The organism is Treponema porcinum (assembly GCF_900167145.1).
Taxonomy (GTDB): Bacteria; Spirochaetota; Spirochaetia; order Treponematales; family Treponemataceae; genus Treponema_D; species Treponema_D porcinum.
Map to the genome: position 1 here is coordinate 91,995 of NZ_FUWG01000009.1, position 22,958 is coordinate 114,952.

Below are 22,958 nucleotides of genomic sequence, written 5' to 3' on the forward strand. Positions count from 1 at the left end.
CGTTAAAGTTCCTCTACTGTTACATTGTTATTAGTGTATATACAAATATCGCCTGCAATCTTCAGGCTTTTTTCAGCAATCTCTTTTGCAGAGTAATCGCTTGAATCAAGATAGGCAAGCGCCGCGGCATACGCATAGTTTCCGCCAGAACCGATTGCAATTACGTCATTTTCCGGCTCAATGACATTTCCGTCGCCGCTTATAAGAAGAATTTTGCTTGAATCTGCAACAAGGAGCAGCGCCTCAAGCTTGCTGAGCGACCGGTCTGTACGCCAGAGTTTTGCAAGTTCAACGGCAGAACGCGTCAAGTCGCCGTTAAACTCCTTTACCTTAGTTTCAAATTTATCGAACAGCGTAAAAGCATCCGCAACGCTGCCTGCAAAGCCCGTAAGTATTTTACCGTCGTAAATTTTCCTTACTTTCCGGGCATTCCCTTTCATTACGGTTTCACCGGCTGTAACCTGACCGTCACCTGCCATAGCAACTTTTCCATTGCGGCGGACGGCAACAACAGTCGTACTTCTTATTTTTGTCTTTGACATATACACTCCATACAAAACTGCACTTTTTTTCAGGCAGTTTTCCCAATAACTGTTATTTCTTACCGTGCGGATGAGCACGATTATATATATCAATCAACCTTTCAGTTGTTATATGCGTATACCGCTGCGTCGTAGAAATGCTTGCGTGACCGAGCATTTCCTGAACCACGCGCACGTCTGCACCTTTAGAAAGCATACTTGTTGCAAACGTATGGCGCAGTGCATGCGGAGAAACGTGATGTTTCGTTCCCTCTGACCCGGTATAACGCGAAAGAATATAACGGACGCCGCCGGCTGTCAAAGCACCTCCGCTCTGATTTACAAACACTTCAGGAGTCCTGTCTTCTATTCCTTCACGATGAAAACGGTCTTTTCTGTCCTCAAGATACAGCGCAAGCGCATTTCGCGCATCTTCCTCAAAGTAAACGCGCCTGTCCTTGTTTCCCTTACCGGTGATTATAGCGGACGAATTTCCGTTCTGCAAATCATGTATTTTCAGCGAAACTATTTCGCTTACACGACAGCCGCTTGAATAAAGCATTTCAAAAATAGCAGCATCTCTCTTCTGCCACAAAAGTTCATTTACAACCGGCTGCCTGCACAGTTCATCCACCTCCGGTGCTGTAAGAAAACGCGGCATATGCTGTGGCATTTTTATCGTCTTCAATTCCAGAGCGACATTTGTTTCAATATAACCAAATTTCCGGCAATAGGCAAAAAAAGTACGGACTGCCGCAATAAAACTGTTCACGCTGGCACTCGAAAGCTTGCGCGCAGAAAGCCATGCTATGCAGTTCCGCAAATCCACCACTGTAATTTCAGCAACAGATTTTTCCCTGCCAAGCTGTTCCATAAGATGATTAAGGTCATTCCGGTATGTCCGGATAGAATTTGCCGACAATCCCCTTACAGACTCAAGGTACACAAGAAATTCATCGACAAGAGAATACAGCATTTTTTCAACATTATCCGCCATTACTTAATCTTCGTCATTTCCTGCTTCCGGGATTATCTTTTCTTCATCATCAGCGGAATGCAGGTAATCGCAGTCTGGATTTATGCAGGACTTATAAGAACCGTTTTTCTTGTCGAATTTTTCAACAAGGAACCAGCCGCACTTAGGGCAGTACTGGTCAATCGGCTTGAAATGACTTATAAAGTTACAGGACGGATAATTCGTACAGCCGTAAAATTCCTTTCCGCGTCCTTTTGTTTTTCGCGCAACAATCTCGCCGTCACAATCCGGCATCGGACATTTTGCAAGCGGAATGGACTTTGTATTATGGCACTCAGGAAATCCTGAACACGCAAGGAAAAATCCAAACCTTCCGAGTTTTTTCATCATCGGCTTGCCGCATTTTTCGCAGATTTTGTCCGTAGGTTCGTCAAGGCTTCCCTTTACGCTTGCAACAGATTCCATCACCTCGTCAACGCGTTTCTTGAATGGCGTAAAGAAATCTGCAATCATCGTATTCCATACAAGTTCGTCCTGCTCAACCTTATCAAGATTATTTTCTACTTCGGCAGTAAAATGTTCGTTTATTACTTCCGGGAACGATTCTACCAAAATCCTGCATATCATACGCCCCAGCTGAGTCGGAACAAGCTGCTTGTTGCTGCGCGTAACGTAATAGCGGTCAAGAAGAACAGAAATAATCGGCGCATACGTAGACGGACGTCCAATTCCCTTTTCTTCAAGAGTCCGGACGATAGATGCATCTGTATAGCGCGCAGGTCCCTGCGTAAAATGCTGCTCCGGATAGAATTTGTCAGACGTAATTTTTTCGCCTGTTTTCAAAGACGGAAGATTTCCTGTCTTGTCTTCCTTGGAAGAAAGAAGCTTTATGACACTGTAAAAGCCTTTTTCCGTAATTTTGCTTGCACTTACGCGGAATACTGCATCACCGGCTGTAATTTCTGCGCTTGTAGTCATTGTTTTTGCATTATTCATCTGGCTTGAAACAAAACGTTCCCAGATTATGGTGTACAGTCGAAGCTGGTCGCGGGTAAGATATTCCTTTACGGAATCCGGCGTGTATTCGGTATACGTAGGACGGATACCTTCGTGAGCATCCTGCGCGGCTTTTCCAACGGTATAATGAATAGGCTCGGCAGGGAGGTTTTCAGGATAATTTTTCTCAATCCACTTTCGGACGTCGGCAAGCGCAGTTTCGCTTATACGAACGGAATCGGTACGCATATAGGTAATAAGCCCTACGCGGTTTGAACCGATATTCACGCCTTCGTAAAGCTGCTGCGCAATCTGCATTGTCTTGCGCGACGTATATCCAAGCCGGTTTGCACTTGCCTGCTGAAGTTTTGACGTCGTAAAAGGCGCTTTCGGACGGACAGTTTTTTCCGTCTGCTTGATATTTGACACAATACAGTCAGCAGACTGAATTTCTTTTATTATATCATTTACCATCTGCTCGCTTTTAAGTTCAGGAGCTTCTCCCTTGTACTTTACAAGCTGGGCAGTAAATTTTGTCTTTCCTTTTGCAAAATCAGCGTCAAGCGTCCAGTATTCTTCAGGAAGAAAATTCTCCACCTCTTCTTCACGCTCGCAAATAAGGCGAAGCGCAACTGACTGTACGCGGCCGGCAGAAAGTCCGTTCTTTACCTTGCTCCACAAAAGCGGACTGAGATTGTAACCCACAAGGCGGTCAAGTACGCGGCGCGCCTTCTGTGCATTCACCTTGGACTCAACTATTTCGCCAGGATGCTGTACAGCTTCTTTTATTGCAACAGGCGTAATTTCATTAAATACAATCCGGCTGATTTTTGCGTCAGTTTTGTCCTTCAGAGCATTATTCAAATGCCAGGCAATCGCCTCTCCTTCGCGGTCGTTATCCGATGCAAGAAGAACGACATCAGACTTTTTTGCATCTTTCTGAAGTTCTTTCAAAAGCTTTGCCCGTCCGCGGACAGTTATATATTCCGGCTGGAAATCATTTTCCACATCAATAGCCATCCGGGATTTCGGCAAATCAATAAGATGTCCCATAGAAGCCTTTACGGTGTAACCGGGGCCCAGATATTTTTCAATCGTATGAGCTTTTGCAGGAGATTCTACAATAACAAGACTCTGAGGTGTTTTAGATTTTTTTGATGCAGTTTTTTTCTCAGCCATAGTACATCCTTTTCTGACAAATAAAAATCAAAACAGATTCAACTGTTCGTTTTTTAAACTGTAAGTGCCCGGAAGAGCCGTCATACAGTCACAGTATTCTTTATAATTTTCTATTATCGGAGCGCCAGCCTCGATATATTTTTCACACGTATTTTCAATTTTACCTTTGGAAACATTCCCGGCGGCAAAATCTTTTGCAAGCTGTGACTTTACCAGACTGCGCACATCTTCTGCATTTCTAGAAAACGCAGCTTTATGAAAAACAACGTCCCTGCTGTAGTCAAGCGCATATTGGGCAGTAATAAGTGCGCCGCTTCCGTCCGGTGCCTGAATTACTACCGTCGCCGGAGAAAGTGCCGCCACAATCCTGTTCCTCTGGACAAAACGCCAGTTTTCCGCAGGCGTTCCAGGAACGTACTCACTTACGATACAGCCGCCTGTCCTTACAATCTGTTCCGCAAGAGCCTTATGCCCGGAAGGAACGACAGTATCAATTCCGCAGGGAAGAACAGCCGCCGTTCGTCCTTCTGCAGAAACAATATCTTCAAAAGAATCAAAACGTGCATTCACTGCGCCTGTATGCGCCGCCCCGTCTACTCCCTTTGCAAGCCCGGACACAACAGTACATCCGTCGCAGGCTGCATCATACGCAAACTGAACGGCGGCGCGTTTTGCTTCCGGAGCAATACGGCGCGTTCCCACAACAGACACCGTTCTGCCGATAAGACAGGACGCATCGCCTGTGTAAAACAGCATAAACGGAGCATTCGGCGTTTCCTTTAAAAGCGCAGGATAGGCTTCATCACCGTACAGCAGATATTTTATTTTCTTTGCTTCAAGGATTGCAGCTTCTTTCCGGGCAGCAAGCAGATTCTGCCTGCCGTCCCAAACAGCCCTGATATTCCTTGAAGTGATGTTTTTAATATCTTCTATAGAAAGTATCGCAAGGTCATTATAACTGTCAAGTTTTTTCAGCAAATTTAACTTTTCCGTAAGATTAAGAAAAGAAATTCTGGCGAGAGAAATCAGTAAAATAATGTCGTCAGTTTTATTGCTCATACGAATATGCTGCATCAAGCGCCGCTTTTTTGTTTGTCTCTGCATCCGCTTTTTTCTGTGCGGATTTTGTTATGGAAAGTATTTTATCATATAAATCAACGGCTTTGTCAAACTGATAGGTAGAATAATAGCAGCGCGCCAGGACGAACATTGCATCCGTGTGCTTCGTTTCAATCGTAAGCAGTTTTTCAAGATAAGGAATTGCCTTTTCGCTTTCATCAAGTTCAAATGTGTACAGAATTCCAAGCGCATAGAGCGCGCTGGAAAATCGCGGCTCAATTTCTATTGCGCGAAGATAGGAAGATTCGGCAAGCTTAAGGTAATTCATTTTTTTTACGGAACTTCCTTCCGCGTTAAAATCAAGGGCGGAATGGCTCATATATCCGGCGCAAATTCCAACGTAATAATACAGGTTCTGATTGTCAGGATAATACTGAAGCGCGCTCTCAAAGCATTTCATCGCCTCGCCGTACATTTTCGTGTCAAGGTAGCGCGTTCCCAAAATCTTATACCAGATTCCTATCTGCGACTGCGCAATCTGCACGTCTGCAACGCGCTTCTGGTATTTTGAAATTGCATCTTTCAGTTCTTCAACTGACGTCGGATGGTCAACGCCTTCCTCAAGATGCTGCATACGCACAATTGATTTATTGGAAAATCCGCAGGAAGAAAACGCAACGGAAAGAGCAAAAAGTATGCCGCATACAGCAGCCGTTCTTTTTATCATAAAAGCCTCCCTATTCCACGGAAAAAAGCGACAAAAACGTCATTCATGTCCCGGAAAGTACTTTTTATGATAAGCGGAAAGTTGATTGTCGTCAACATGCGTATAAATCTGCGTAGTGGCAAGATCAGAATGACCAAGCAGTTCCTGCACCGAACGCAAGTCCGCACCGCCGGCAAGAAGATGAGTTGCAAACGAATGACGGAGAGTATGCACCTTGGACGTAACGCCGGAAAGTGCCTCCAGTTCCTGAAAGCGCTTCCACACGCCCTTCCGTGAAATAGGATCACCCTTGTAGTTTACAAAAACTTCGCGGACAACTTTTCTTCCCACCAGATCAGGCCGTCCATCATCAAGATACGCTTCAAGTTTTTTCTTTGCTGCTTCGCCAAACGGAACAATCCGCTCCTTGTCGCCTTTTCCGCAGACCATAACAAGCTGTTCGTTCAAATGAAGATTGTCTATAAGCAGAGTGCACGCCTCGCTTATGCGAAGTCCGCAGGAATAAATCATTTCAAAAAGAGCTGCGTCGCGTTTTCCGATGGGAGTAGACGTATCTACCACGCTCAAAAGCGTTTCCACCTGCTCTACGGAAAGCACTTTTGGAAGCGAACGCGATGCTTTTGGGCGGTCAAGCATAAACACAAGATTTTCTTTCCAAATCTTCTGTCGTACCAGATATGACCCGAAAGCGCGCAATGCGGAAATATCTTTTGCTATTGTCAATGGCGAACAGTTATTCGTTCTTCTCCACGCCAAAAAATAAATAAGATTTTGTATCGTTACGGCAGAAAGTTTTATACGGTTTTCAACGCACCAGTGAAGGAACGTTTCAACCACAAGCTTGTAAGTTGAGGCTGTCTGTGCAGAACGCCGTTCCACCAGAAGCAAATCCGTATAAAATCCCTGGAGAAAAGACTGAATTTTCTGTTCAGTATTATGCTCAGCCGTTTTTAAAACCTACTTTCTGTCAAAATTTATTGTTCTTGAAAGATTTTTTCTAAGACAAGCCGGCGTATTCAAATCATTAACATCAACAGATACAGAAGAACGGTAACCGGAATTCGCATCTGCCTTTTTAAACGAACCGTAGTCTTTTACAGGAACATCAGGTTCTGCCTGAACTGTATCCGCAGTAGAAAACAGTTCGTTCTGAACCTGCGTTTTTCCTGAAAGAAGCTTTGAATACTCCTCGTCCGAGAACACGTTATCATCTTCTTTTACAGGATTGATTTCTTCAGCAGAAACCTGTTCAGCCGGTTCTTTTTCGCAAGTTTCATTTTCAGAACCAAATCCCGTTGCAATTACGGTAACGCTGATTGTATCACCCATTGAATCGTCAGTAACGACACCCGGCTTTAAGTCGAATGCAGGACTTGCCGACGCACATACGATATTCGAAATTTCAGTAAGTTCGTTCAGAGTAAAATCGCTGCTTGCACATACATTAATAAGAAAATGCTTTGCTCCGTCAATGCGCGTATCTTCAAGCAGAGGATTATTTATTGCTTTTGTAGCAGCATCAACAGCACGGTTTTCACCGCTGGCAGTTCCTATTCCAAAAATGGCAGTTCCCTGCCCCTTCATCGCGGCACGGACATCAGCAAAGTCAATATTAGGCGTTCCATGCTGAGTAATTATCATGGACATACCTTCTATACTCTGGCGGAGCATATCATCAGCGGCACGGAGCTGTTCCTTAAATGACATTCCCTGACCGAACACATCAACAATTTTTGCATTCGGAATTACAATAACAGAATCTACAGCCTCGCGCAGGCGCTGGATACCGTCAAGCGCAAGTTTCATACGCTGCGGACCTTCCCACGGAAAAGGCGTAGTTACAATACCTACCGTCAATGCACCGATTTCACGGGCAATTTTTGCAACTACAGGTGCAGAACCAGTACCTGTTCCTCCGCCCATTCCGGCAGTCACGAATACCATATTTGCACCTTTAAGAATATTGCTGATTGCATCCTTATCTTCTTCCGCAGCTTTTTCACCTATAAGAGGATCTCCTCCTGCACCAAGCCCTTGCGTAATTTTCTGTCCGATAGCAAGACGGCTTTTTGCATTTGATTTATTCAGAGCCTGTAAATCAGTATTCAATGCAATAAAATCAACATTTTTTATATCCGCCTCAATCATACGGTTAACCGCATTAGAACCGCCTCCGCCACAGCCGACAACCTTGATTACAGTCGGACTTACAGCATTCAAATCAGACCCTTCGTTATTCAGCACTTCAAAATTCATCAGTTTCCTCCCAGCCCCTCACCTTAGAACAATGATTTCAAAAATCGTTTTACAATATTTCCGCCTTTCCCCTCTTTTTCAGAAGAAAGATGTTTTCTGTTTTTTTTCAAATCGTGATGCTTAACGTCATCCTTGCAGGCAAGGACGAGTCCTATAGCCGTAGCCCATTCAGGACCTTCATAGTTTTCTTCAATGCCTCCGAGCCGCTCAGGAAGTCCTATGCGGACAGCAGAAGTTCCAAACACATTCTGCACAAGTTCTATGATGCCGTCCATTCTGGCACCTGCACCGGTCAGAATAATATTTCCTGAAAGCTGCGTAAGGTTTGTTTTTTCAATAATCTTATTCAGCACCATCGTAAAAATTTCTTCCATACGAGGCATAATAATGTCACACAATTCCGCCTGCGTTATTTCTTCAGGAGGGCGTCCGCCTATTCCGTTTATAATAAGCGTTGCATCAGGACTTATATTTTCCATCCAGCAGCAGCCGTATTCAATCTTTATGCGCTCAGCTTCCGCAACAGGAATGCCTTTTACTATGGCGATATCATTTGTAACCATATTACCGCCGACAGGAATGGAAGCTGTATACACCGGCGCATCGTGCACAAGAACAAGAATGTCTGTCGTTCCAGCACCCATATCAACAATAATAGAGCCGAGTTCCTTTTCGTCCTCTGTGGCAACAGCTTTTTGAGCGGCAAGCGTTTTGAGCATAACGCCGTTCATCATATAGCCGGCACGGTTTATGCAGGAACGAATGTTTTGGATTGTCGTGCGCGATGCAGTTATAATATGAACGGCTGCTTCAAGGCATACACCCAGCCGGTGCATCGGATCTTTTATTCCAGAAATTCCGTCTACAATATAGTCCTGAGTTATAACGTGAAGCCGCTCCCTGTCCATAGCAATCTGAACGGCGGTAGCGCTTTCAATTACGCGCTCAATATCATCTTTTGAAACCTCTCTCTGAGATTTTCCTTTCGGTGACACTGCAACTTTACCGGTAGCATTCTCTCCCTCAATCTGATCTCCGCCCACAGAAACATAGCAGGAAACAATATCTACTCCGGCATTCTGCTCCGCATTGTCAATAGCATTTCTTATTGCATTTGATGCAGCTTCAATATTAACGATGTTTCCGTTCCGAAGCCCCATGGATTTCTCGCAGGAAGTACCAAGTATTCTGAATTTTCCGTTTTCATCGTAATCACCGATTGCTACGCGGATATAACTTGTTCCTATGTCAAGTCCAACTACCATTTAATGCTTTCCACCCGTACTATTCTCTTTGAATGTTATTTTTTTCTATACGAAACCGAACCGTAGCGCAAATCAATTTCTGACACATTCGGTTCCATTGAGTTGACAACATCAAGTACAACCATCATATATTTTAATGAATCTTCGTTCAATGTTCTATCAGTAAGAACACGAATTTTTGACTTTGCAGGAATAAGTACAAGTTCGTAGTTTCCATATTCTTTCGGAACGACACAGATTTCAGAAACGGCAGCAAAATATTTCTGCGGCTTTCTGCGAATGTCTGCAATCTGCTCGATAAGCGCGCGATATTTAGACGGAATACGCATTCCTTCTGACATATGTTCAACAGGAAGCCCTGAAAGAATCGGAATATCAGCTGATGTTCCGGCTCCGTCACCTTTTTCTTGGAACAATACGCCATTTTTATCAATCTGAACGGCAACGCTTCTGTCATTCACAGTAAGGAATGTGAGTGCAACAGGTTCCCGTTCCTCGATATGAATATAGATTTTATTCGGAAACGTCTTTTTTACAGAAACAGAGTCTATTCCGCTTACAGACGCAAGAATGGAAACTGCCTGTTCAACATTGAAATCAAACCAGTTTTGCGCATTCATCGGTCTTAAAAATTCGACAATCTCTTCTGCCGCATACGAATCCTGCCCTGTTACAGAAACAACAGGTGCTTCAATGCTCGGAATAATGAATTTGTAGAACAAAAATTCAAGGAAAACGCAGACCGACAGAATTATAAAAATAATTTTTACGGCTTTGGAGAACGAATCATTCTTTTCTTTTTCTTTCTGCTTGCTTTTTGAATCAGGGGAAAGAAAAAATCCTTCATCCTCTAATTCATCAAATCTGATACTCAAATCACTCATATATACTAACTCCATCTATATCACAGACTTCTACAAAATCATCTTCACGTATATCAATATTTTCGGAATCGCACCGCGAAGCATTAACTATAAAGCCGCACATACAAAGCGTTACGATTATTGAAGAACCGCCGAGCGAAAAAAACGGCAGCGGAATTCCTGTAGACGGAACGGCTCCGCATACGACGGCGCAGTTCAAGACAGACTGCGCGGCAATCATCGTTACAAAGCCGAACGTTCCGAACGAGGCAAACCTGTCTTCACACACAAGCGAAATACGATAGCCGCGCCAGGCAAATACGCCGAGAAGGAAAAAATATCCCAAAACTCCGCCGAAGCCCATAGCTTCTGCCCATCCGGCGAAAATATAGTCAGCCTGAACTTCTGGAATGCGGCTGCTCTGCACAAGCCCGGTACCGATTCCAGAACCCCAGAAACCGCCGGCGCTTATTGCACGCTTTGCCGCAATGCTCTGATAATTTATAGTGTGCTCGCCGACTTCCGGACTAAGAAACGCAATAATACGGTCAAGACGATACGGCTCGCTTGTAATGAACAGGAACAAAGCAGGAACGGCAAGCACTCCTATGGCAAACGCCCATCTTATGTTAAGACCGGCGGCAAGAAACATTGAAAAACAGACGCAAAAAATAAAAAGTGCCGTCGACAAGTCTTTCTGCAAAAGAATTATTCCTGCAAATAAAATAAGTACAACTACGCACGGCAGTACGGAACGTTCGTCCTTATTTTCAATTGAAAGCTGCTTGTCAAAAAGGTTTGCAAGAAAAATAACAATCGTAAATTTCACCACTTCAGACGACTGAAGCGTAAATGAAAAAGGCATACGAAGCCATCTGCGCGCGCCGTTTTTTTCAACAGAAAAAGCAGGAACAAACGTAAGAAGGCACAGAATGAACGTTACTGCGAAAATTCCCGGAAGAATTTTCCTGATGGCGGACATTTTTATGCTTGATATAAGCAAAAATCCGAATATGCCTACAGCAACACAAATCAACTGGCGCTTTACAAAATAGAACGAGTCGTGGAACAGACGGTACGCATAATTCTGCGTGCAAAAATACTGCGTAAACAGTCCAAGTCCGAGCAGAAGAATTACCGTGAAAACAAATGTAAAATCGCTTTTATGATGCTGCTCCACCGAACGGTCAGCAAAAAAATGGTACGTATCCATACTACTTTCCTTTTTCTCCCGTCAGTTCAGGGATAAGCCGTTCCAGCGCAATACCGCGGCTTGCCTTAATCAGAAGTACATCATTTTCCACAGCCTTATCAATAATGACAGAAGCAATATAAGAAATTGCATTTTCATCAGATTTTTTACTGTAAACGGCATCGATAAAACCGCGCACGCACGCCTTTTTATAGGCATATTCCATTTCCGCTCCGACAAAAACAGCAAGCGCAGGTTTATCAGATGCAACAATGCATCCGATAGCCTCGTGTGATTCGGCAGATTTTTCGCCAAGTTCCAGCATATCGCCAAGCACATACAGAAGCCGTCCGCCGCTCAAAGACTTGCAGAAGGCAAGCACATTCCGCATTGAATCAGGATTTGCATTGTAACAGTCCTTAATCAGCGTAATATTCCGCCCGTTTTTCAGCGTAAGTTTTTCCGTTTCCATACGTCCTGCAATCGGAGAAAGGGATTCCAGTCCTTTTTTTATGAATTCCGCAGAAACTCCAAGACGTTTTCCAACAGCAACTGCACCAAGCGCATTAGCATAATTATAAACGCCCGGCAGCCCAAGATGAATTTCAACGCCGTCTACGGAAAAATCAGTTCCGCCAATTCCGCAGTCACGCACATAACGAATGCCGCTTGTTTCCGGAGGAACAAGACTTCCGAACTGAATTACATCACCCTTTACATTTTCTGCAAGATAGCCGGCAAATTCATCAATGGCAGGAATAAAAGCCGCGCCGTTTTCCGTAATGTAATCGAATGCGTGGCGTTTTTCTTCCGCAATATTCTGACGGCTTCCCAAAATTCCAATATGCGCCGTACCGATATTCGTAATGAGCGCAAAATTTGCCTTTAAAACACCGGAAATTTCCTTGATTTCGTTCTTGCGGTTCATTCCCATTTCAAAAACGCCGATTTCGTGATTTTTCCGTATATTGAACACGGAAAGCGGAAGTCCCGTTTCTGAATTAAAATTCCCCTGCGTATATACAACGCTGTATTTCTGCCGCAGGACAGAAACAATCATTTCCTTTGAAGTAGTCTTTCCACTTGAACCTGTAACCGCAATTTTTACAAGAGTCGGGAATTTTGCAACGTATGCGGCGGCAGCATCCTGTAGCGCTTTCAAGGTATTTTTTACTGCAACAACAGAAATTTCTGCGTTATCTGCCACAAGCTTATCGTAAAAGCCGCCGTTTTTTTCGTACTCAGACAGTGCAATCAGAAGAATGCGCGCACCGTTTTCCACAGCCTGCGGACAATATAAATGACCATCCTGATTTTCTCCAATAAGAGGAACGAACATTGTTCTGCAAATAACGTTTCTGCTGTCCGTAGCAACAGACGTAAAGCAAAAGAGATTTTTATTTTCCGCAGACCCTATATATTTTCCGCCAGTCGCAGAAATCAATTCATCCGCACTCAGCAGGCTTTCGCCCGAAACATCACTTTCTTTCATTTTCCTGCCCCGTTCATTTCCACGCGGACAATATCTTCTGTTTCTGCCTTGTGCATTCCAAGTTCATCCGTCGCTATTTTTTCAATTCTGTCAGTACTGGAAAGCAGGCTGATATCGCTCACCAGTTTTTTATTCTGTTCTATCAGCTCTTCCTGTTTTTTTTCGAGAGCCGTTATTTCCCTGGAAAGATCCGCGTACCGTTTCGCCTGAAATCCGTATGCAATCAAAAGCAGCGGAATCAAAACTGCAATCAGGCAGCCGGCAACGGCAGACACAATCTCTTTTTTACTTGATTTCATCAATAACCCTCCACTCCGAATAAGTGATAATCTGTTGCATTGCGCAATTTACGCACAACGCGTAATTTTGCACTGCGTGACGGAGAATTCATACTGACTTCCTCCGCAGACGGCGCAACAGGTTTACGCGTCAGAATTTCCGCACACGGCTGCCCGCCGCACCTGCACTGCGCAACTTCCGGCGGACAGACACAGGATTTTCCAAGATTACGAAAATAATTCTTTACAATCCTGTCTTCAAGCGAATGGAACGTTATGACTCCCAGCTTTCCGCCAGGATTTAAAATATTGAACGCATTGTGCAACGCCGGCGGAATATGACGCAATTCGCCGTTCACTGCAATTCGAAGCGCCTGAAAAGTTCGGGTTGCAGGATGAATCGGACCGTACCGGTAATTTCCCGGAACTGCATTAAAAATAATATCTGCAAGCACTTTTGAAGATTCAATTCGTCCTCCGCTGCGCACCTTTACAATAGCAGAAGCAATCCGCCGGCTCAGCTTTTCTTCACCGTACAAATAAATCAGATTTGCGAGTTCTTCTTCCCGATAATTGTTCACAATATCTGCCGCCGAGTCCATCCCGGAAGAAGGATTCAGACGCATATCAAGAACTTCATCGTAGCGGAAAGAAAACCCGCGCCCTGACCGTTCGTAATGAAAAACCGAAATCCCCAGATCGAATAAAATCAGATCGGGTTTCGGATATTCAGCCGGATATGATTCATAAAAATCATTGAACCAGCCGTTATAAAAATGCATTCTGTTTCCAAACGGTGCAAGCCTCTCTCTGGCGCGCTCCTGAATAACAGAATCTGCATCAATACCAATAACAGAAAGCGAAGGAAAATGAGACAGGAATGCATTTGAATGACCGCCCTCGCCAAGGGTAGAATCAACCATCCACGGATTTTTTTCAAATGGTTCGCCCTCAGGACTGAGCAGCTGAAGGCACGGCTGCAAAAGCACCGGTGTATGAATAATCTCCACTTTCATTTCCCTGCATTTTATGTGCGCATCTAAAACTTAGAAACTGATTGCGTTCAGTTCTTCCGCAGCAGAGCGGAAAGAATCTTCACTTTCAGTTAAATATGCTTTGTATGATTCCGCATCCCAGAGTTCCATATATTTATTAACCCCAAGAATGACGCAATCTTTAGACAAAGAAGCATACTCGCGCAGGCTCTGTGGGATAGAAAGACGACCGGACTTATCAAATTCGATTTCCTGAGCAGGTGCAATAAACCTTCGCAGTACAAGACGGTTTTTTTCGTTAAACGGCGATGCGTTTTCCATCAGCTTTGAAGATATATTTTCCCATTCCTCAGGAGTAAAAAGCCAGAGACAGCGGTCAAATGCCTGAGTTACAACAAGAACATTGTCTGCCATACCGGTACGAAGTTTTGTCGGAAACAAAATTCTTCCCTTTTCGTCCAGCGTGTTCCTGTATTCACCAGTCAACAAATTCAAACCACTACCTACCACAATTTACCACTAATTCCCACTTAAACATCATTTTATACTAAAAAATTCTAAAGTCAACAGATAAAAAAGCCGAAAATAAAAAAAAGAATCGTCTGAATTTCAATTTTGCACATACCTGTATAGGTACACTAAATATGGACATAAACACGTACAATGAAAGTTCCCTGCACAAGACTTTAAAAACGCTATACGCCTCAGAAAACGGCTTTCAGACAGAAGTAAAAAAGGACGGCTACATATACGACATTCTTGACGCAGATGGAAACGCCATAGAAATACAGACGAAAAACCTTTCAAAACTTCTCCCAAAAATAAAAAAAACGATAAAACGCGGAAAAAAGATAACAGTCGTTCATCCGCTTGCAGTACAAAAAACAATTACGCTTACGGACACCGAAGGCAAAATAATTGCTAAGCGTAAAAGTCCGAAAAAAGAAAGCATTTACTCGCTGTTCAGGGAACTGACAGGACTGCATCCGGTATTACTGGACGAACATTTTTCGCTTGAAGTCCTGCTTGTAACGATAACAGAAAAGCGAATGCGCACGGACACCGACGTTCAGTCCAAAAACGGAAGAAGGCGTTTCAAAAAAAACTGGCTAAAAACAGACAACGAACTTCAGGAAATAATAAAAACAGTTTCATTTTCAAACGCAAGTGATTACCTGAAACTCATTCCAAAATCAATCCTCCCGAATTTTACTGCAAAATCACTTGCAGAAGAACTACGCCGTCAAAAAGACCTGCCTTCCAGTGCAAGTACATACGCACATCTTGTTATCTGGGTACTTGTAAGAATGAAGCTTATAGAACATACCGGACTTCAGGAAAAAAGCAGGCTGTACAAAATCAACGATAATTTCATACAGCCTGAAGCATACGGAAAATTTTACTAATTACAAAAACTGAAAAAACAGCTTAAAAAAAAGGGAATTACCGTAAAAGCAATTCCCTTTTTTCAGCTACAAACCGGAATTACCAGTTGTCAGCCATATCATCTTCATCGTGATTCTGCATATCATACAGGTCAGTTACACAACGAAGGTCATCAAGATACATATAGTAAGCACCGCGAGAAAGCATCGGATCACAATCCACACGGAAACCGATAATTCTAAGTCCCGGTTTATCTCCATAATATGCACTGTGCTGAACGATTCCGTGTTCTCCATCCGGACTAGGAGGAACTACAGCAGTAAGTTTTTTCCAGCCGCTGAAACCGAGAGATCCCATATACAGTTCGTAATTACGACCAAAATAATCCTCTACAAGCAGATAAAGTTCATGCCCCATATTGCGTCCGCATACCCATACAGAAACAGTCTTTGTAACACCCTCAATAGGAATAGGACGCTGTGATGTAATATAAAAAGAATTAATACCGCGCTTGAAGAATTCAACTTTTACACCAAGAACCTGTGTATCTTCATTTTCCTTACCTTCATCCTCTTTCAAAGGATCTTTCATTGCAGGACTGCCTTCAAAAAGACGGCTTGTAATAACACCGTAATCAGGCGAGATATGAACATTCCATGAACCTTCCCTTTCAAACTTGTCAAGAGAAATTTCATGAAGTGCCTGCATAGCAGATTCATTACCTATAGTTTCAGGATTCGGTTCATCAACAAGGCTGTTCTGTGCAGACACAGCGAATGTAAAAACAGATGCAGCAAGAACTGCAAAAAGTACCTTTTTCATTATTTAGCCTCCGAAGTTGATTCTGAGCCAGAACTACCTGATTCAGCATCACTAAAATCAGCATCGTGAAGTTCATATCCGTCATAAATGAAAGAAAGAGAATTAGACATATACTTCAAGTTATCAAAATAAATAACAAAATCATCAACATATTCAGCACCGTCTGTACGAACACGGAATCCGACCAAAGTCATTGACTGCGGACCAGAACGAAGCTTTGAATGCTGCGGAATCCAGCCCGGAATCTTTACGACAACGTTTTTCCAGCCGTTAAACGCAAGGTTTCCGGCAGGAAGTACGTGAACGCGTCCGTTTGCATCGCGAACCATAATCTCAAGGTAATAAAGGTAATTTGCACCCCACACCCAGAAATCAAGATGATCTACAGTACCAATAAACGGATACTCATAAACGCTGTCTCCCTGCATCGGAATAATCTCAAACCAATTGTCGCCCTTCCGATTATACGCAGTCTTTACGCCGAATACCTTAGGTTCAACATCTGCTTTCTGGAACGGCTTGAGGGAATTCGGAATACCCGTAAAATAGCCGTACTTCGGATAGCCTTCAGCAATAAAACGGCTTGCATTTACAGTCCATTTCCAGTCAGGCTCCGTATCAAAATTATCAATAACAAATGTCTCTACGCTTTTTGAACTTGGCTGGCTGAATGCCGGAATACAAAGTGCAAAAAGAAGAGCAAAGTTTACAAGGACTTTAAAGACCTTTTTCATGTAAAACTCCTTCAGTAAATATTACATTCCGAAAACAGAATATCTTTCATATTATCGGAATAAATATCAAAAAGTAATAGTACTTTAGATTATATGTAGAGAATTATTCTTTGTCAAATTGTTTTCTATGAAAACCTTGAATAAAAATGATGTTTAACATACTATATATTTACAACTCAAACTTACAGGAGTCTAATAATATGGTTAGTTACAAAGAACTTGGTCTTGTAAACACAAAAGATATGTTTGCAAAGGCTATGAAAGGCGGATATGCAATTCCTGCATACAATTTCAACAATATGGAACAGATGCAGGCTATCATTCAGGCTTGCGTTGAAACAAAATCACCGGTAATCCTTCAGGTTTCAAAAGGCGCACGTGCTTATGCGGACAAATACATTCTTCGCAACATGGCACGCGGTGCTGTAGAATACGCAGAAGAACTCGGCTGCAAAATCCCTATCGTACTTCACCTTGACCACGGTCCGTCTTTTGAAGTAGCAAAAGACTGTATCGACAACGGTTTCTCTTCAGTAATGATTGACGGTTCCGCCCTTCCTTATGACGAGAACGTAGCAGTTACAAAAAAAGTAGTAGAATACGCTCATGCACACGACGTAACTGTTGAAGCTGAACTTGGCGTTCTTGGCGGCGTTGAAGATGACGTTGCTGCCGAAGAATCAAAATATACAAAACCGGAAGAAGTAGTAGACTTCACTTCAAAAACAGGCTGCGACTCACTTGCAATTTCAATCGGAACTTCTCACGGCCGCTGCAAGTTTACACCGGAACAGTGTACACGCACAGCAGACGGAGTTCTTGTTCCGCCGCCACTTGCATTCGACGTTCTTGAAGCAATCGAAAAAGAGCTTCCGGGCTTCCCTATCGTTCTTCACGGTTCATCATCAGTTCCGATGGAATACGTACGCATCATCGAACAGTTCGGCGGAAAAATCCCGGACTCAGTAGGAATTCCGGAAGAGCAGCTGCGTAAGGCTGCAAAATCAGCAGTATGCAAAATCAACATTGACTCTGACGGACGCCTTGCAATGACTGCCGCAATCCGCAGATTCTTTGCAGAAAACCCGGACAAATTCGACCCGCGCGAATACCTTGGCCCTGCACGCGAAGAACTTAAGAAAATGTACATGCACAAAAATATTGATGTATTAGGCTCTGCCGGACACGCATTAGACTAGTCTGAAATCTTTGCAGACGAACAGAAGGCTTGCAGTCGCAAGCCTTCTGTATTTAACCTTATTTCGCTTATCTAACTCATCTTCTAATGCTTCAATCAATTCAAGACATCTGTCTTCCTGTTTTTCTTTCAATAATTTCTTTAAAATTTTTTCATGATTTTTTTCACAGCCAATTAAACTGAATGAAAAAACTGCAAGTCCTAAAAGAATTAAAAATTTTATTGATTTTCTATTCATAAATAACATCCTTTAAAAATTTTGTAAAAAGTTTGCAACGCAAACTGTAATCCCCACCCTCTGTGCAGTCAGATTTTATCCAAAAAACTCCTCCCACAACCAAAGAATAACAGGTAGTAGAATGAAAATTAAAAAACCAATTTTAAAGCCAAAATTTGAAACAAGAAAAATCAAAATACCTAAGACAACAGCTGCTATAACTGAAAGTGCAATAATACATCCAATATCTTTTTTCTTTGAAAATATTTTTACAAACTTTTTAATGTCATTTTCATCAATACCAATTCTCTGGTATTCTTTTTTTTTCATTTTTGAAAGTGCAGGTAAAGCCAAAAGTTTTTTAGGCGCTTGAGTCAAGCGCCTAAAGGGGATCCCCTTTAGGCGAAAAATTTTTTGCAAAATTTTTGTGCTTTTCAGTAAGATTTTTGTTTTTTTCAGAAAAAATTGGGAAAAATAATTTTTTACCTGCAAATTTTGCCTTTTTTTTTTCAAAATAAATGCGATTAAAAGGTATAAGGCAAAATGAGGTAAGAAATGCTGAACGTTGACACAAACAAATGCAAAAAAGAGAACGGACAGGAAAATGAAAAGCAAGGCATACCAGCTGCGGATGCAAAGACAAAAGAACAGCCGGGATCGCAACAAGATACAACAGTTTTGGACTGCAAGGCAGCTCAACATAGCCAAATACCATACTCCGCCACAGATTCGTTCAATCGCCAGTACCAGGACAGGCTTTTCAAGGCTATTTTCGGGCGTGAAGAACACAAGGACTGGCTCCTGACGCTCTACAATGCACTTAACGGTTCTTCCTACACCGACCCGTCCGCAATCGAAATCAACACGATTGAAGGCATAATCTACGTAATTATGAAAAACGACATCTCGTTTCTGATTGACTCGCAGCTGAATTTGTATGAACAGCAGTCGTCATACAATCCCAACATGCCGCTAAGAGGTTTGATGTATTTTTCCCAACTATATCAGAAATACATATCGAAACAGCGGAAAGACATTTATTCCTCCGCGCTATTGAAAATTCCACGCCTCAGTTTATAGTAATATACACAGGCAGTACGGAACTTGACGACGTAAAGGAACTGAAGCTGTCCGACTCGTTTGAAGTGCCGGATACGTCAGGCAGGTTCGAATGGACGGCGACCGTCGTAAACATAAGCAAGGGGCACAGCCTTAAGCTTCTTGAACAGTGTCCGCCCCTGCGTGACTATGCGGTGTATGTAAGCCGCATAAAGGGAAACGTTGCTGCCGGAATGACAAAGGAAGATGCCGTAAATGAGGCTATGGAATACTCCATAGAACACAACCTTTTGTACGGCTATTTCCTTGAACAGAAAACAGGCAGGATGAGCTAAAAATTGCTTTCGCAATTTTTTTAACGCTCTTTAATCAGCATACCTCGCTGCTTGCGGCGAGTATGCTGATTTTTTCATTTATTCTATTTTACAGTCAGCTGACCGTCAGTTATTCGGGCAAATTTTGTGTATCCCTGCTGCTCAAGCATTGCAAACTGAGGTCCCGGCTTTTTTGCCTTCCGGATTACGCTTACTGCATAATCTTTGCGAAGTTTTTCTGCATACGAAAGAACTTCTGGGAATGGAGTTTCATCACCGTAAAGGAACGCACATTTTTCCTTTTCGTCAGGAATTTGAAATCCCTGCTCAAGAAGAATGCCGCAAATCCGCTCAAAACCGATGCTGAACCCAACGGCAGGAACATCCTGTCCGATAAATTTTCCAATCATATTGTCGTATCTTCCGCCGCCGCCTACAGCACCGCTGAATGCCGATGATGCAATTTCAAAAACCATTCCTGTATAATACCCCTGACCGCGCACAAGATTAGGAGAATATTCGACTTTATACGCACCGCCGCTTACTGCCTGCGCAGTAGAAATAACGTATTTTAAATCATCAGCAACGGAAGAATCCGAACAGTTTGCAACAACTGAATCAAGTGTAATCTGCTTTCCAGAAGAAATAAACGATACAAGCGAAGAAACGGCATTTTCCGGGAACTGCTTTTCCCTGAGTTCCGCTTCAATTCCGGAAGCACCGATTTTATCAAGCTTGTCAAACGTTATGCAGACAGAATCAAGCGTTTCCGGCGCAAATCCCATTGTCTGAAGCATATTGCGCAGAATTCGGCGGTCGTTTACGTTGATTGTAAAGTCAGAAAAACCGATATTCAACATAGCGCGGGCCGTTACGTCGATAAGTTCAACTTCTGCATTGCAGCTTGAATCACCCAAAATGTCAATGTCACACTGAACGAATTCACGGAGTCGCCCTTTCTGCGGACGTTCCGCACGATATACGCGGTCTGTCTGAATTACTTTGAACGGAAACTGAAGGGAGTTACTGTTTGCCGCAAAAAAACGGGACAGCGGCAAAGTTAAATCATAACGAAGTCCCATATCTGAAAGTTCCGCAGCAGAAACCGGCTCACCGGACTTTTCTGCAAGAGCCGCATCAAGTTTTTCTCCGCGCTTCAAAACTTTAAATACAAGATTAAGATTGTCGCCGCCGTCAGACTTGTCAAGATTTTCAGAATCTTCAAGAATCGGCGTTGAAATCCGCTCAAATCCGCTTGCACGGTATGTTTCAAGAATTTTCCGCTGTACATAATCGCGTATGCGCTGTTCAGCAGGAAGAATGTCACGCATTCCTTTCAAGGCATTTATTTTCATTTCTATTTCCTGTCTGTTTTTATACTTTATTCTAGCAAAAAAAGACGGCAGTTACAATGTCAGCAAAAAACATCCGGTCATTATGAAGTTTGACCATTAGAGGTCTGCATTGAAAAAGCGGAATATCCTTGTTAAAATAAATCACTGCGATTATAGAGGAACGGCTATGATATTAGTTTTTGATATTGGAAATACGAACATAAAGACTGCGCTTGTTGAAAATGAAAAGGTTTTGCATCAATGGAGAATAAGCACGGATGCAAAACGCACCGGCGATGAATATTTTTCTATTTTAAAGCCGCTTTTCAAAGAGGCTGAAATTGATTTTTCTTCTATAGAACATACAGTCCTAAGTTCCGTCGTTCCGCCGCTCATCGGTGCGTTCGTTCTTGTTTCTCAGCATTTTACCGGAAAAAAGCCTCTTGTAATCGGACCTGATATGTACGGAACTCTTCCCGTGACAGTTCCGCAGAGCGCAGTTCACGAAATAGGAACGGACTTACTGTGCGATGCACTTGAAGCGTGGTGCCGCTACAAAAAACCGGCGATAACAGTTGACTTTGGTACGGCGCTTTCGTTTACAGCCATAGACCAGAACGGAAACATTGCAGGAATTGCAATTACGCCGGGTCTTGGAACTGCGCTAAAATCTTTGTTCAGCAATACGGCGCAGCTTCCGTCTGTTCCGCTTGAAGTTCCGCCGTCAACATTGGGAAAAAACACAATCTGGTCAATACAGGCAGGAATCGTTCTTGGCTACAAGGGGCTTGTTGAATCAATGATAGCACAGATGAAGGATGACCTTCACAAAGAAACAGGCGCAGATACAGAAAGCATAAAAGTCATTGCAACAGGCGGACTGAACAGTATGCTTCAGCCGATAACAAAGATTTTTGACTGCGTAGACAAAGACCTTACAATTCTCGGTATGGTAAAAGCGTGCCTATACGCGGCGCATAAAATCTGACAGCCGAATGCCGTCTCCGTTCTTAACGTCACGCGCAAGTACAGAACCAATTACCATCTCCAAAAACTCAGGTCCTGCACCAACAGAAAGCGTCTTTTCCGTCCGCAGAACGCCTACATCTGCGCCCTGCACGGTTTCTCCTGCGCGCATACTCCTCATAAAATGAAGCGAACGGTTTGTCCGCCCGTAGTTATCTTTTTCTGAATCTGCAAGGCGCTTTATACCGTCTCCAAGCACCGCACTGATTTTCCCTGCACCGTATGACTCTTCCAGCTGCGAAATTACGCGCTTCCTTCCCTCTTCCGCTCCGTAATGATTTAAAGCCGCTTCGCACTGGCGGACGCAATGCACCATAAGCGCAAACTGTTCGCCCTCAAGTGCAACCGGGTCGTCCAGCCCGGAAGTTTTACGGCTAAGCGTAATGTGTTTTTCAACAACCGTTCCTCTGCAAAGTACAGAAAGCACCGGCACAAGAACCGGATCAAGACTGTGGTCACTCACACCGGCAGACACACCAAAAATGCGGCTTAAATTTTCAATAAGACGCAGATTATATTCTGCTTCCGGTGCAGGATAGCTTGTAATACAGTGCAAGAGTGAAACGCCTTCCGTTCCAAGAATTTCAAGTGCTTTCTCAATATCAGAAAGTGTCGAAACGCCGCTTGATACGATGACAGGCACAGGCGTTTCATTTGACTCAGCCTGCCGGGCGCGGAATTCAGAAAGGCGATTTAAAAGCGGATAATGGTTCAATTCAGGAGAAGCAATTTTTACATAATCAGGATGAATTTGAAGAAGCTCGTCAAGGCTTTTTAGTCCGAACGGAGAACATACAAACTGAACTCCTTTAGAATGTGCATAGCGGAGCATTTCCTCATAAAAAGACGGACTGCATTCAAGCTGGCGGAAACGTTCAAAAAGAGGAATGCGCCCTGCCGGCAGCTGAACAAAACCTGTTTCAGGGTGGAGGATTTCAGATGCATACACCCACTGAAATTTTACGGCATCACAGCCGGCATCAACGGCACAGTCAACAAGCTGCTTTGCCTTTTCCAATGAGCCTTCGTGGCTTGTTCCTATTTCTGCAATGATAAACGCCATTCTGCC

At 43.3% G+C, this 22,958-nt stretch carries 25 protein-coding genes; 5 read left to right on the forward strand and 20 right to left on the reverse strand.

The window, feature by feature from the left end; translation table 11 throughout:
• Positions 1–2 precede the first annotated feature (2 nt).
• From hslV to mraZ, 14 genes are read right to left on the reverse strand one after another with little or no spacing between them, the layout of a single operon-like run.
• A complete protein-coding gene (gene hslV, locus B5D55_RS06965; protein ID WP_078933286.1) occupies positions 3–542 on the reverse strand; it encodes an ATP-dependent protease subunit HslV in 540 nt (179 codons plus the stop codon).
• A 52-nt stretch (positions 543–594) separates the two neighbouring features.
• Positions 595–1,518 carry a tyrosine-type recombinase/integrase gene (locus B5D55_RS06970; protein WP_078933287.1) on the reverse strand — a complete coding sequence of 308 codons (924 nt, stop codon included), beginning with the start codon at positions 1,516–1,518 and terminating at the stop codon, positions 595–597.
• 3 nt (positions 1,519–1,521) lie between these two features.
• Entirely contained in the window at positions 1,522–3,672 is a 2,151-nt protein-coding gene (gene topA, locus B5D55_RS06975; RefSeq protein ID WP_078933288.1) for a type I DNA topoisomerase, read from the reverse strand.
• A gap of 27 nt (positions 3,673–3,699) precedes the next feature.
• On the reverse strand, positions 3,700–4,731 hold the full coding sequence (gene dprA / locus B5D55_RS06980; protein WP_159446177.1) for a DNA-processing protein DprA: 1,032 nt from the start codon (positions 4,729–4,731) through the stop codon (positions 3,700–3,702).
• On the reverse strand, positions 4,721–5,458 hold the full coding sequence (locus B5D55_RS06985; protein ID WP_078933290.1) for a tetratricopeptide repeat protein: 738 nt from the start codon (positions 5,456–5,458) through the stop codon (positions 4,721–4,723). The genes dprA and B5D55_RS06985 overlap by 11 nt, the downstream gene beginning before the upstream one ends.
• A gap of 39 nt (positions 5,459–5,497) precedes the next feature.
• Positions 5,498–6,379, reverse strand: coding sequence for a tyrosine recombinase (locus B5D55_RS06990; protein WP_078933291.1), 882 nt, complete (start codon positions 6,377–6,379; stop codon positions 5,498–5,500).
• Between the two features lie 36 nt (positions 6,380–6,415).
• The gene (ftsZ, locus tag B5D55_RS06995; protein ID WP_078933292.1) at positions 6,416–7,714 is read right to left on the reverse strand and encodes a cell division protein FtsZ; all 1,299 of its coding nucleotides are present in this window, start codon (positions 7,712–7,714) and stop codon (positions 6,416–6,418) included.
• Positions 7,715–7,737: 23 nt separating this feature from the next.
• Positions 7,738–8,979: a cell division protein FtsA gene (gene ftsA, locus B5D55_RS07000; protein WP_078933293.1), complete on the reverse strand. Its 1,242-nt coding sequence runs from the start codon at positions 8,977–8,979 to the stop codon at positions 7,738–7,740.
• Between the two features lie 35 nt (positions 8,980–9,014).
• Positions 9,015–9,863, reverse strand: coding sequence for a cell division protein FtsQ/DivIB (locus B5D55_RS07005; RefSeq protein ID WP_078933294.1), 849 nt, complete (start codon positions 9,861–9,863; stop codon positions 9,015–9,017).
• Complete coding sequence (locus B5D55_RS07010) at positions 9,856–11,055, reverse strand: FtsW/RodA/SpoVE family cell cycle protein (protein WP_078933295.1); 1,200 nt, start codon at positions 11,053–11,055, stop codon at positions 9,856–9,858. Before B5D55_RS07010 ends, B5D55_RS07005 begins: the two co-directional genes overlap by 8 nt.
• Before the next feature lies 1 nt (position 11,056).
• Entirely contained in the window at positions 11,057–12,526 is a 1,470-nt protein-coding gene (locus B5D55_RS07015) for a UDP-N-acetylmuramoyl-tripeptide--D-alanyl-D-alanine ligase (RefSeq protein ID WP_078933296.1), read from the reverse strand.
• Positions 12,523–12,825 (reverse strand): FtsB family cell division protein, encoded by a 303-nt coding sequence (locus tag B5D55_RS07020; protein WP_078933297.1) that lies wholly within the window; start codon positions 12,823–12,825, stop codon positions 12,523–12,525. Before B5D55_RS07020 ends, B5D55_RS07015 begins: the two co-directional genes overlap by 4 nt.
• Complete coding sequence (rsmH, locus tag B5D55_RS07025) at positions 12,825–13,814, reverse strand: 16S rRNA (cytosine(1402)-N(4))-methyltransferase RsmH (RefSeq protein WP_143593261.1); 990 nt, start codon at positions 13,812–13,814, stop codon at positions 12,825–12,827. Before rsmH ends, B5D55_RS07020 begins: the two co-directional genes overlap by 1 nt.
• Positions 13,815–13,850: 36 nt before the next feature.
• Positions 13,851–14,294 carry a division/cell wall cluster transcriptional repressor MraZ gene (gene mraZ, locus B5D55_RS07030; RefSeq protein WP_200805302.1) on the reverse strand — a complete coding sequence of 148 codons (444 nt, stop codon included), beginning with the start codon at positions 14,292–14,294 and terminating at the stop codon, positions 13,851–13,853.
• 149 nt (positions 14,295–14,443) lie between these two features.
• Between mraZ and B5D55_RS07035 the strand changes: the two genes are divergently transcribed.
• Entirely contained in the window at positions 14,444–15,205 is a 762-nt protein-coding gene (locus B5D55_RS07035; RefSeq protein WP_078933300.1) for a DUF8091 domain-containing protein, read from the forward strand.
• 79 nt (positions 15,206–15,284) lie between these two features.
• Here the strand turns inward: B5D55_RS07035 and B5D55_RS07040 are convergent, their stop codons facing one another.
• Both B5D55_RS07040 and B5D55_RS07045 read right to left on the reverse strand, forming a co-directional pair.
• Positions 15,285–16,007 (reverse strand): flagellar filament outer layer protein FlaA, encoded by a 723-nt coding sequence (locus B5D55_RS07040; RefSeq protein ID WP_078933301.1) that lies wholly within the window; start codon positions 16,005–16,007, stop codon positions 15,285–15,287.
• Entirely contained in the window at positions 16,007–16,741 is a 735-nt protein-coding gene (locus tag B5D55_RS07045) for a flagellar filament outer layer protein FlaA (RefSeq protein ID WP_078933302.1), read from the reverse strand. Before B5D55_RS07045 ends, B5D55_RS07040 begins: the two co-directional genes overlap by 1 nt.
• Before the next feature lie 200 nt (positions 16,742–16,941).
• Between B5D55_RS07045 and B5D55_RS07050 the strand changes: the two genes are divergently transcribed.
• Positions 16,942–17,940 carry a class II fructose-bisphosphate aldolase gene (locus B5D55_RS07050; RefSeq protein WP_078933303.1) on the forward strand — a complete coding sequence of 333 codons (999 nt, stop codon included), beginning with the start codon at positions 16,942–16,944 and terminating at the stop codon, positions 17,938–17,940.
• On the opposite strand, the gene B5D55_RS07055 is transcribed toward B5D55_RS07050, so the two are convergent.
• Both B5D55_RS07055 and B5D55_RS11460 read right to left on the reverse strand, forming a co-directional pair.
• Positions 17,932–18,177 (reverse strand): hypothetical protein, encoded by a 246-nt coding sequence (locus tag B5D55_RS07055; RefSeq protein ID WP_078933304.1) that lies wholly within the window; start codon positions 18,175–18,177, stop codon positions 17,932–17,934. The genes B5D55_RS07050 and B5D55_RS07055 overlap by 9 nt on opposite strands.
• A gap of 75 nt (positions 18,178–18,252) precedes the next feature.
• On the reverse strand, positions 18,253–18,669 hold the full coding sequence (locus B5D55_RS11460; RefSeq protein ID WP_143593255.1) for a hypothetical protein: 417 nt from the start codon (positions 18,667–18,669) through the stop codon (positions 18,253–18,255).
• A 42-nt stretch (positions 18,670–18,711) separates the two neighbouring features.
• On the opposite strand from B5D55_RS11460, the gene B5D55_RS07070 reads away from it, so the two are divergent.
• The gene (locus B5D55_RS07070) at positions 18,712–19,236 is read left to right on the forward strand and encodes a hypothetical protein (RefSeq protein WP_078933307.1); all 525 of its coding nucleotides are present in this window, start codon (positions 18,712–18,714) and stop codon (positions 19,234–19,236) included.
• 65 nt (positions 19,237–19,301) lie between these two features.
• Positions 19,302–19,550, forward strand: coding sequence for a hypothetical protein (locus B5D55_RS07075; RefSeq protein WP_078933308.1), 249 nt, complete (start codon positions 19,302–19,304; stop codon positions 19,548–19,550).
• Between the two features lie 83 nt (positions 19,551–19,633).
• Here the strand turns inward: B5D55_RS07075 and hisS are convergent, their stop codons facing one another.
• A complete protein-coding gene (gene hisS / locus B5D55_RS07080) occupies positions 19,634–20,884 on the reverse strand; it encodes a histidine--tRNA ligase (RefSeq protein ID WP_078933309.1) in 1,251 nt (416 codons plus the stop codon).
• Between the two features lie 166 nt (positions 20,885–21,050).
• Here hisS and B5D55_RS07085 point away from each other — a divergent pair, with 166 nt between their 5' ends.
• The gene (locus tag B5D55_RS07085) at positions 21,051–21,851 is read left to right on the forward strand and encodes a type III pantothenate kinase (RefSeq protein WP_078933310.1); all 801 of its coding nucleotides are present in this window, start codon (positions 21,051–21,053) and stop codon (positions 21,849–21,851) included.
• On the opposite strand, the gene B5D55_RS07090 is transcribed toward B5D55_RS07085, so the two are convergent.
• On the reverse strand, positions 21,828–22,952 hold the full coding sequence (locus tag B5D55_RS07090) for an N-acetylneuraminate synthase family protein (RefSeq protein WP_078933311.1): 1,125 nt from the start codon (positions 22,950–22,952) through the stop codon (positions 21,828–21,830). The two genes, B5D55_RS07085 and B5D55_RS07090, sit on opposite strands and share 24 nt — an antisense overlap.
• Positions 22,953–22,958 lie beyond the last annotated feature (6 nt).

Coding starts and splice junctions, on each gene's coding strand:
- B5D55_RS07085 (WP_078933310.1), top strand. CDS start 21,051: ATGATATTAGTTTTTGATATTGGAAATACGAACATAAAGACTGCGCTT.
- B5D55_RS06970 (WP_078933287.1), bottom strand. CDS start 1,518: ATGGCGGATAATGTTGAAAAAATGCTGTATTCTCTTGTCGATGAATTT.
- B5D55_RS07035 (WP_078933300.1), top strand. CDS start 14,444: ATGGACATAAACACGTACAATGAAAGTTCCCTGCACAAGACTTTAAAA.
- B5D55_RS07090 (WP_078933311.1), bottom strand. CDS start 22,952: ATGGCGTTTATCATTGCAGAAATAGGAACAAGCCACGAAGGCTCATTG.
- hslV (WP_078933286.1), bottom strand. CDS start 542: ATGTCAAAGACAAAAATAAGAAGTACGACTGTTGTTGCCGTCCGCCGC.
- B5D55_RS07040 (WP_078933301.1), bottom strand. CDS start 16,007: ATGAAAAAGGTACTTTTTGCAGTTCTTGCTGCATCTGTTTTTACATTC.
- ftsZ (WP_078933292.1), bottom strand. CDS start 7,714: ATGAATTTTGAAGTGCTGAATAACGAAGGGTCTGATTTGAATGCTGTA.
- B5D55_RS07050 (WP_078933303.1), top strand. CDS start 16,942: ATGGTTAGTTACAAAGAACTTGGTCTTGTAAACACAAAAGATATGTTT.
- B5D55_RS07045 (WP_078933302.1), bottom strand. CDS start 16,741: ATGAAAAAGGTCTTTAAAGTCCTTGTAAACTTTGCTCTTCTTTTTGCA.
- ftsA (WP_078933293.1), bottom strand. CDS start 8,979: ATGGTAGTTGGACTTGACATAGGAACAAGTTATATCCGCGTAGCAATC.
- B5D55_RS07055 (WP_078933304.1), bottom strand. CDS start 18,177: ATGAATAGAAAATCAATAAAATTTTTAATTCTTTTAGGACTTGCAGTT.
- B5D55_RS06985 (WP_078933290.1), bottom strand. CDS start 5,458: ATGATAAAAAGAACGGCTGCTGTATGCGGCATACTTTTTGCTCTTTCC.
- B5D55_RS07020 (WP_078933297.1), bottom strand. CDS start 12,825: ATGAAATCAAGTAAAAAAGAGATTGTGTCTGCCGTTGCCGGCTGCCTG.
- B5D55_RS07070 (WP_078933307.1), top strand. CDS start 18,712: ATGCTGAACGTTGACACAAACAAATGCAAAAAAGAGAACGGACAGGAA.
- B5D55_RS07015 (WP_078933296.1), bottom strand. CDS start 12,526: ATGAAAGAAAGTGATGTTTCGGGCGAAAGCCTGCTGAGTGCGGATGAA.
- B5D55_RS07010 (WP_078933295.1), bottom strand. CDS start 11,055: ATGGATACGTACCATTTTTTTGCTGACCGTTCGGTGGAGCAGCATCAT.
- hisS (WP_078933309.1), bottom strand. CDS start 20,884: ATGAAAATAAATGCCTTGAAAGGAATGCGTGACATTCTTCCTGCTGAA.
- B5D55_RS07005 (WP_078933294.1), bottom strand. CDS start 9,863: ATGAGTGATTTGAGTATCAGATTTGATGAATTAGAGGATGAAGGATTT.
- topA (WP_078933288.1), bottom strand. CDS start 3,672: ATGGCTGAGAAAAAAACTGCATCAAAAAAATCTAAAACACCTCAGAGT.
- dprA (WP_159446177.1), bottom strand. CDS start 4,731: ATGAGCAATAAAACTGACGACATTATTTTACTGATTTCTCTCGCCAGA.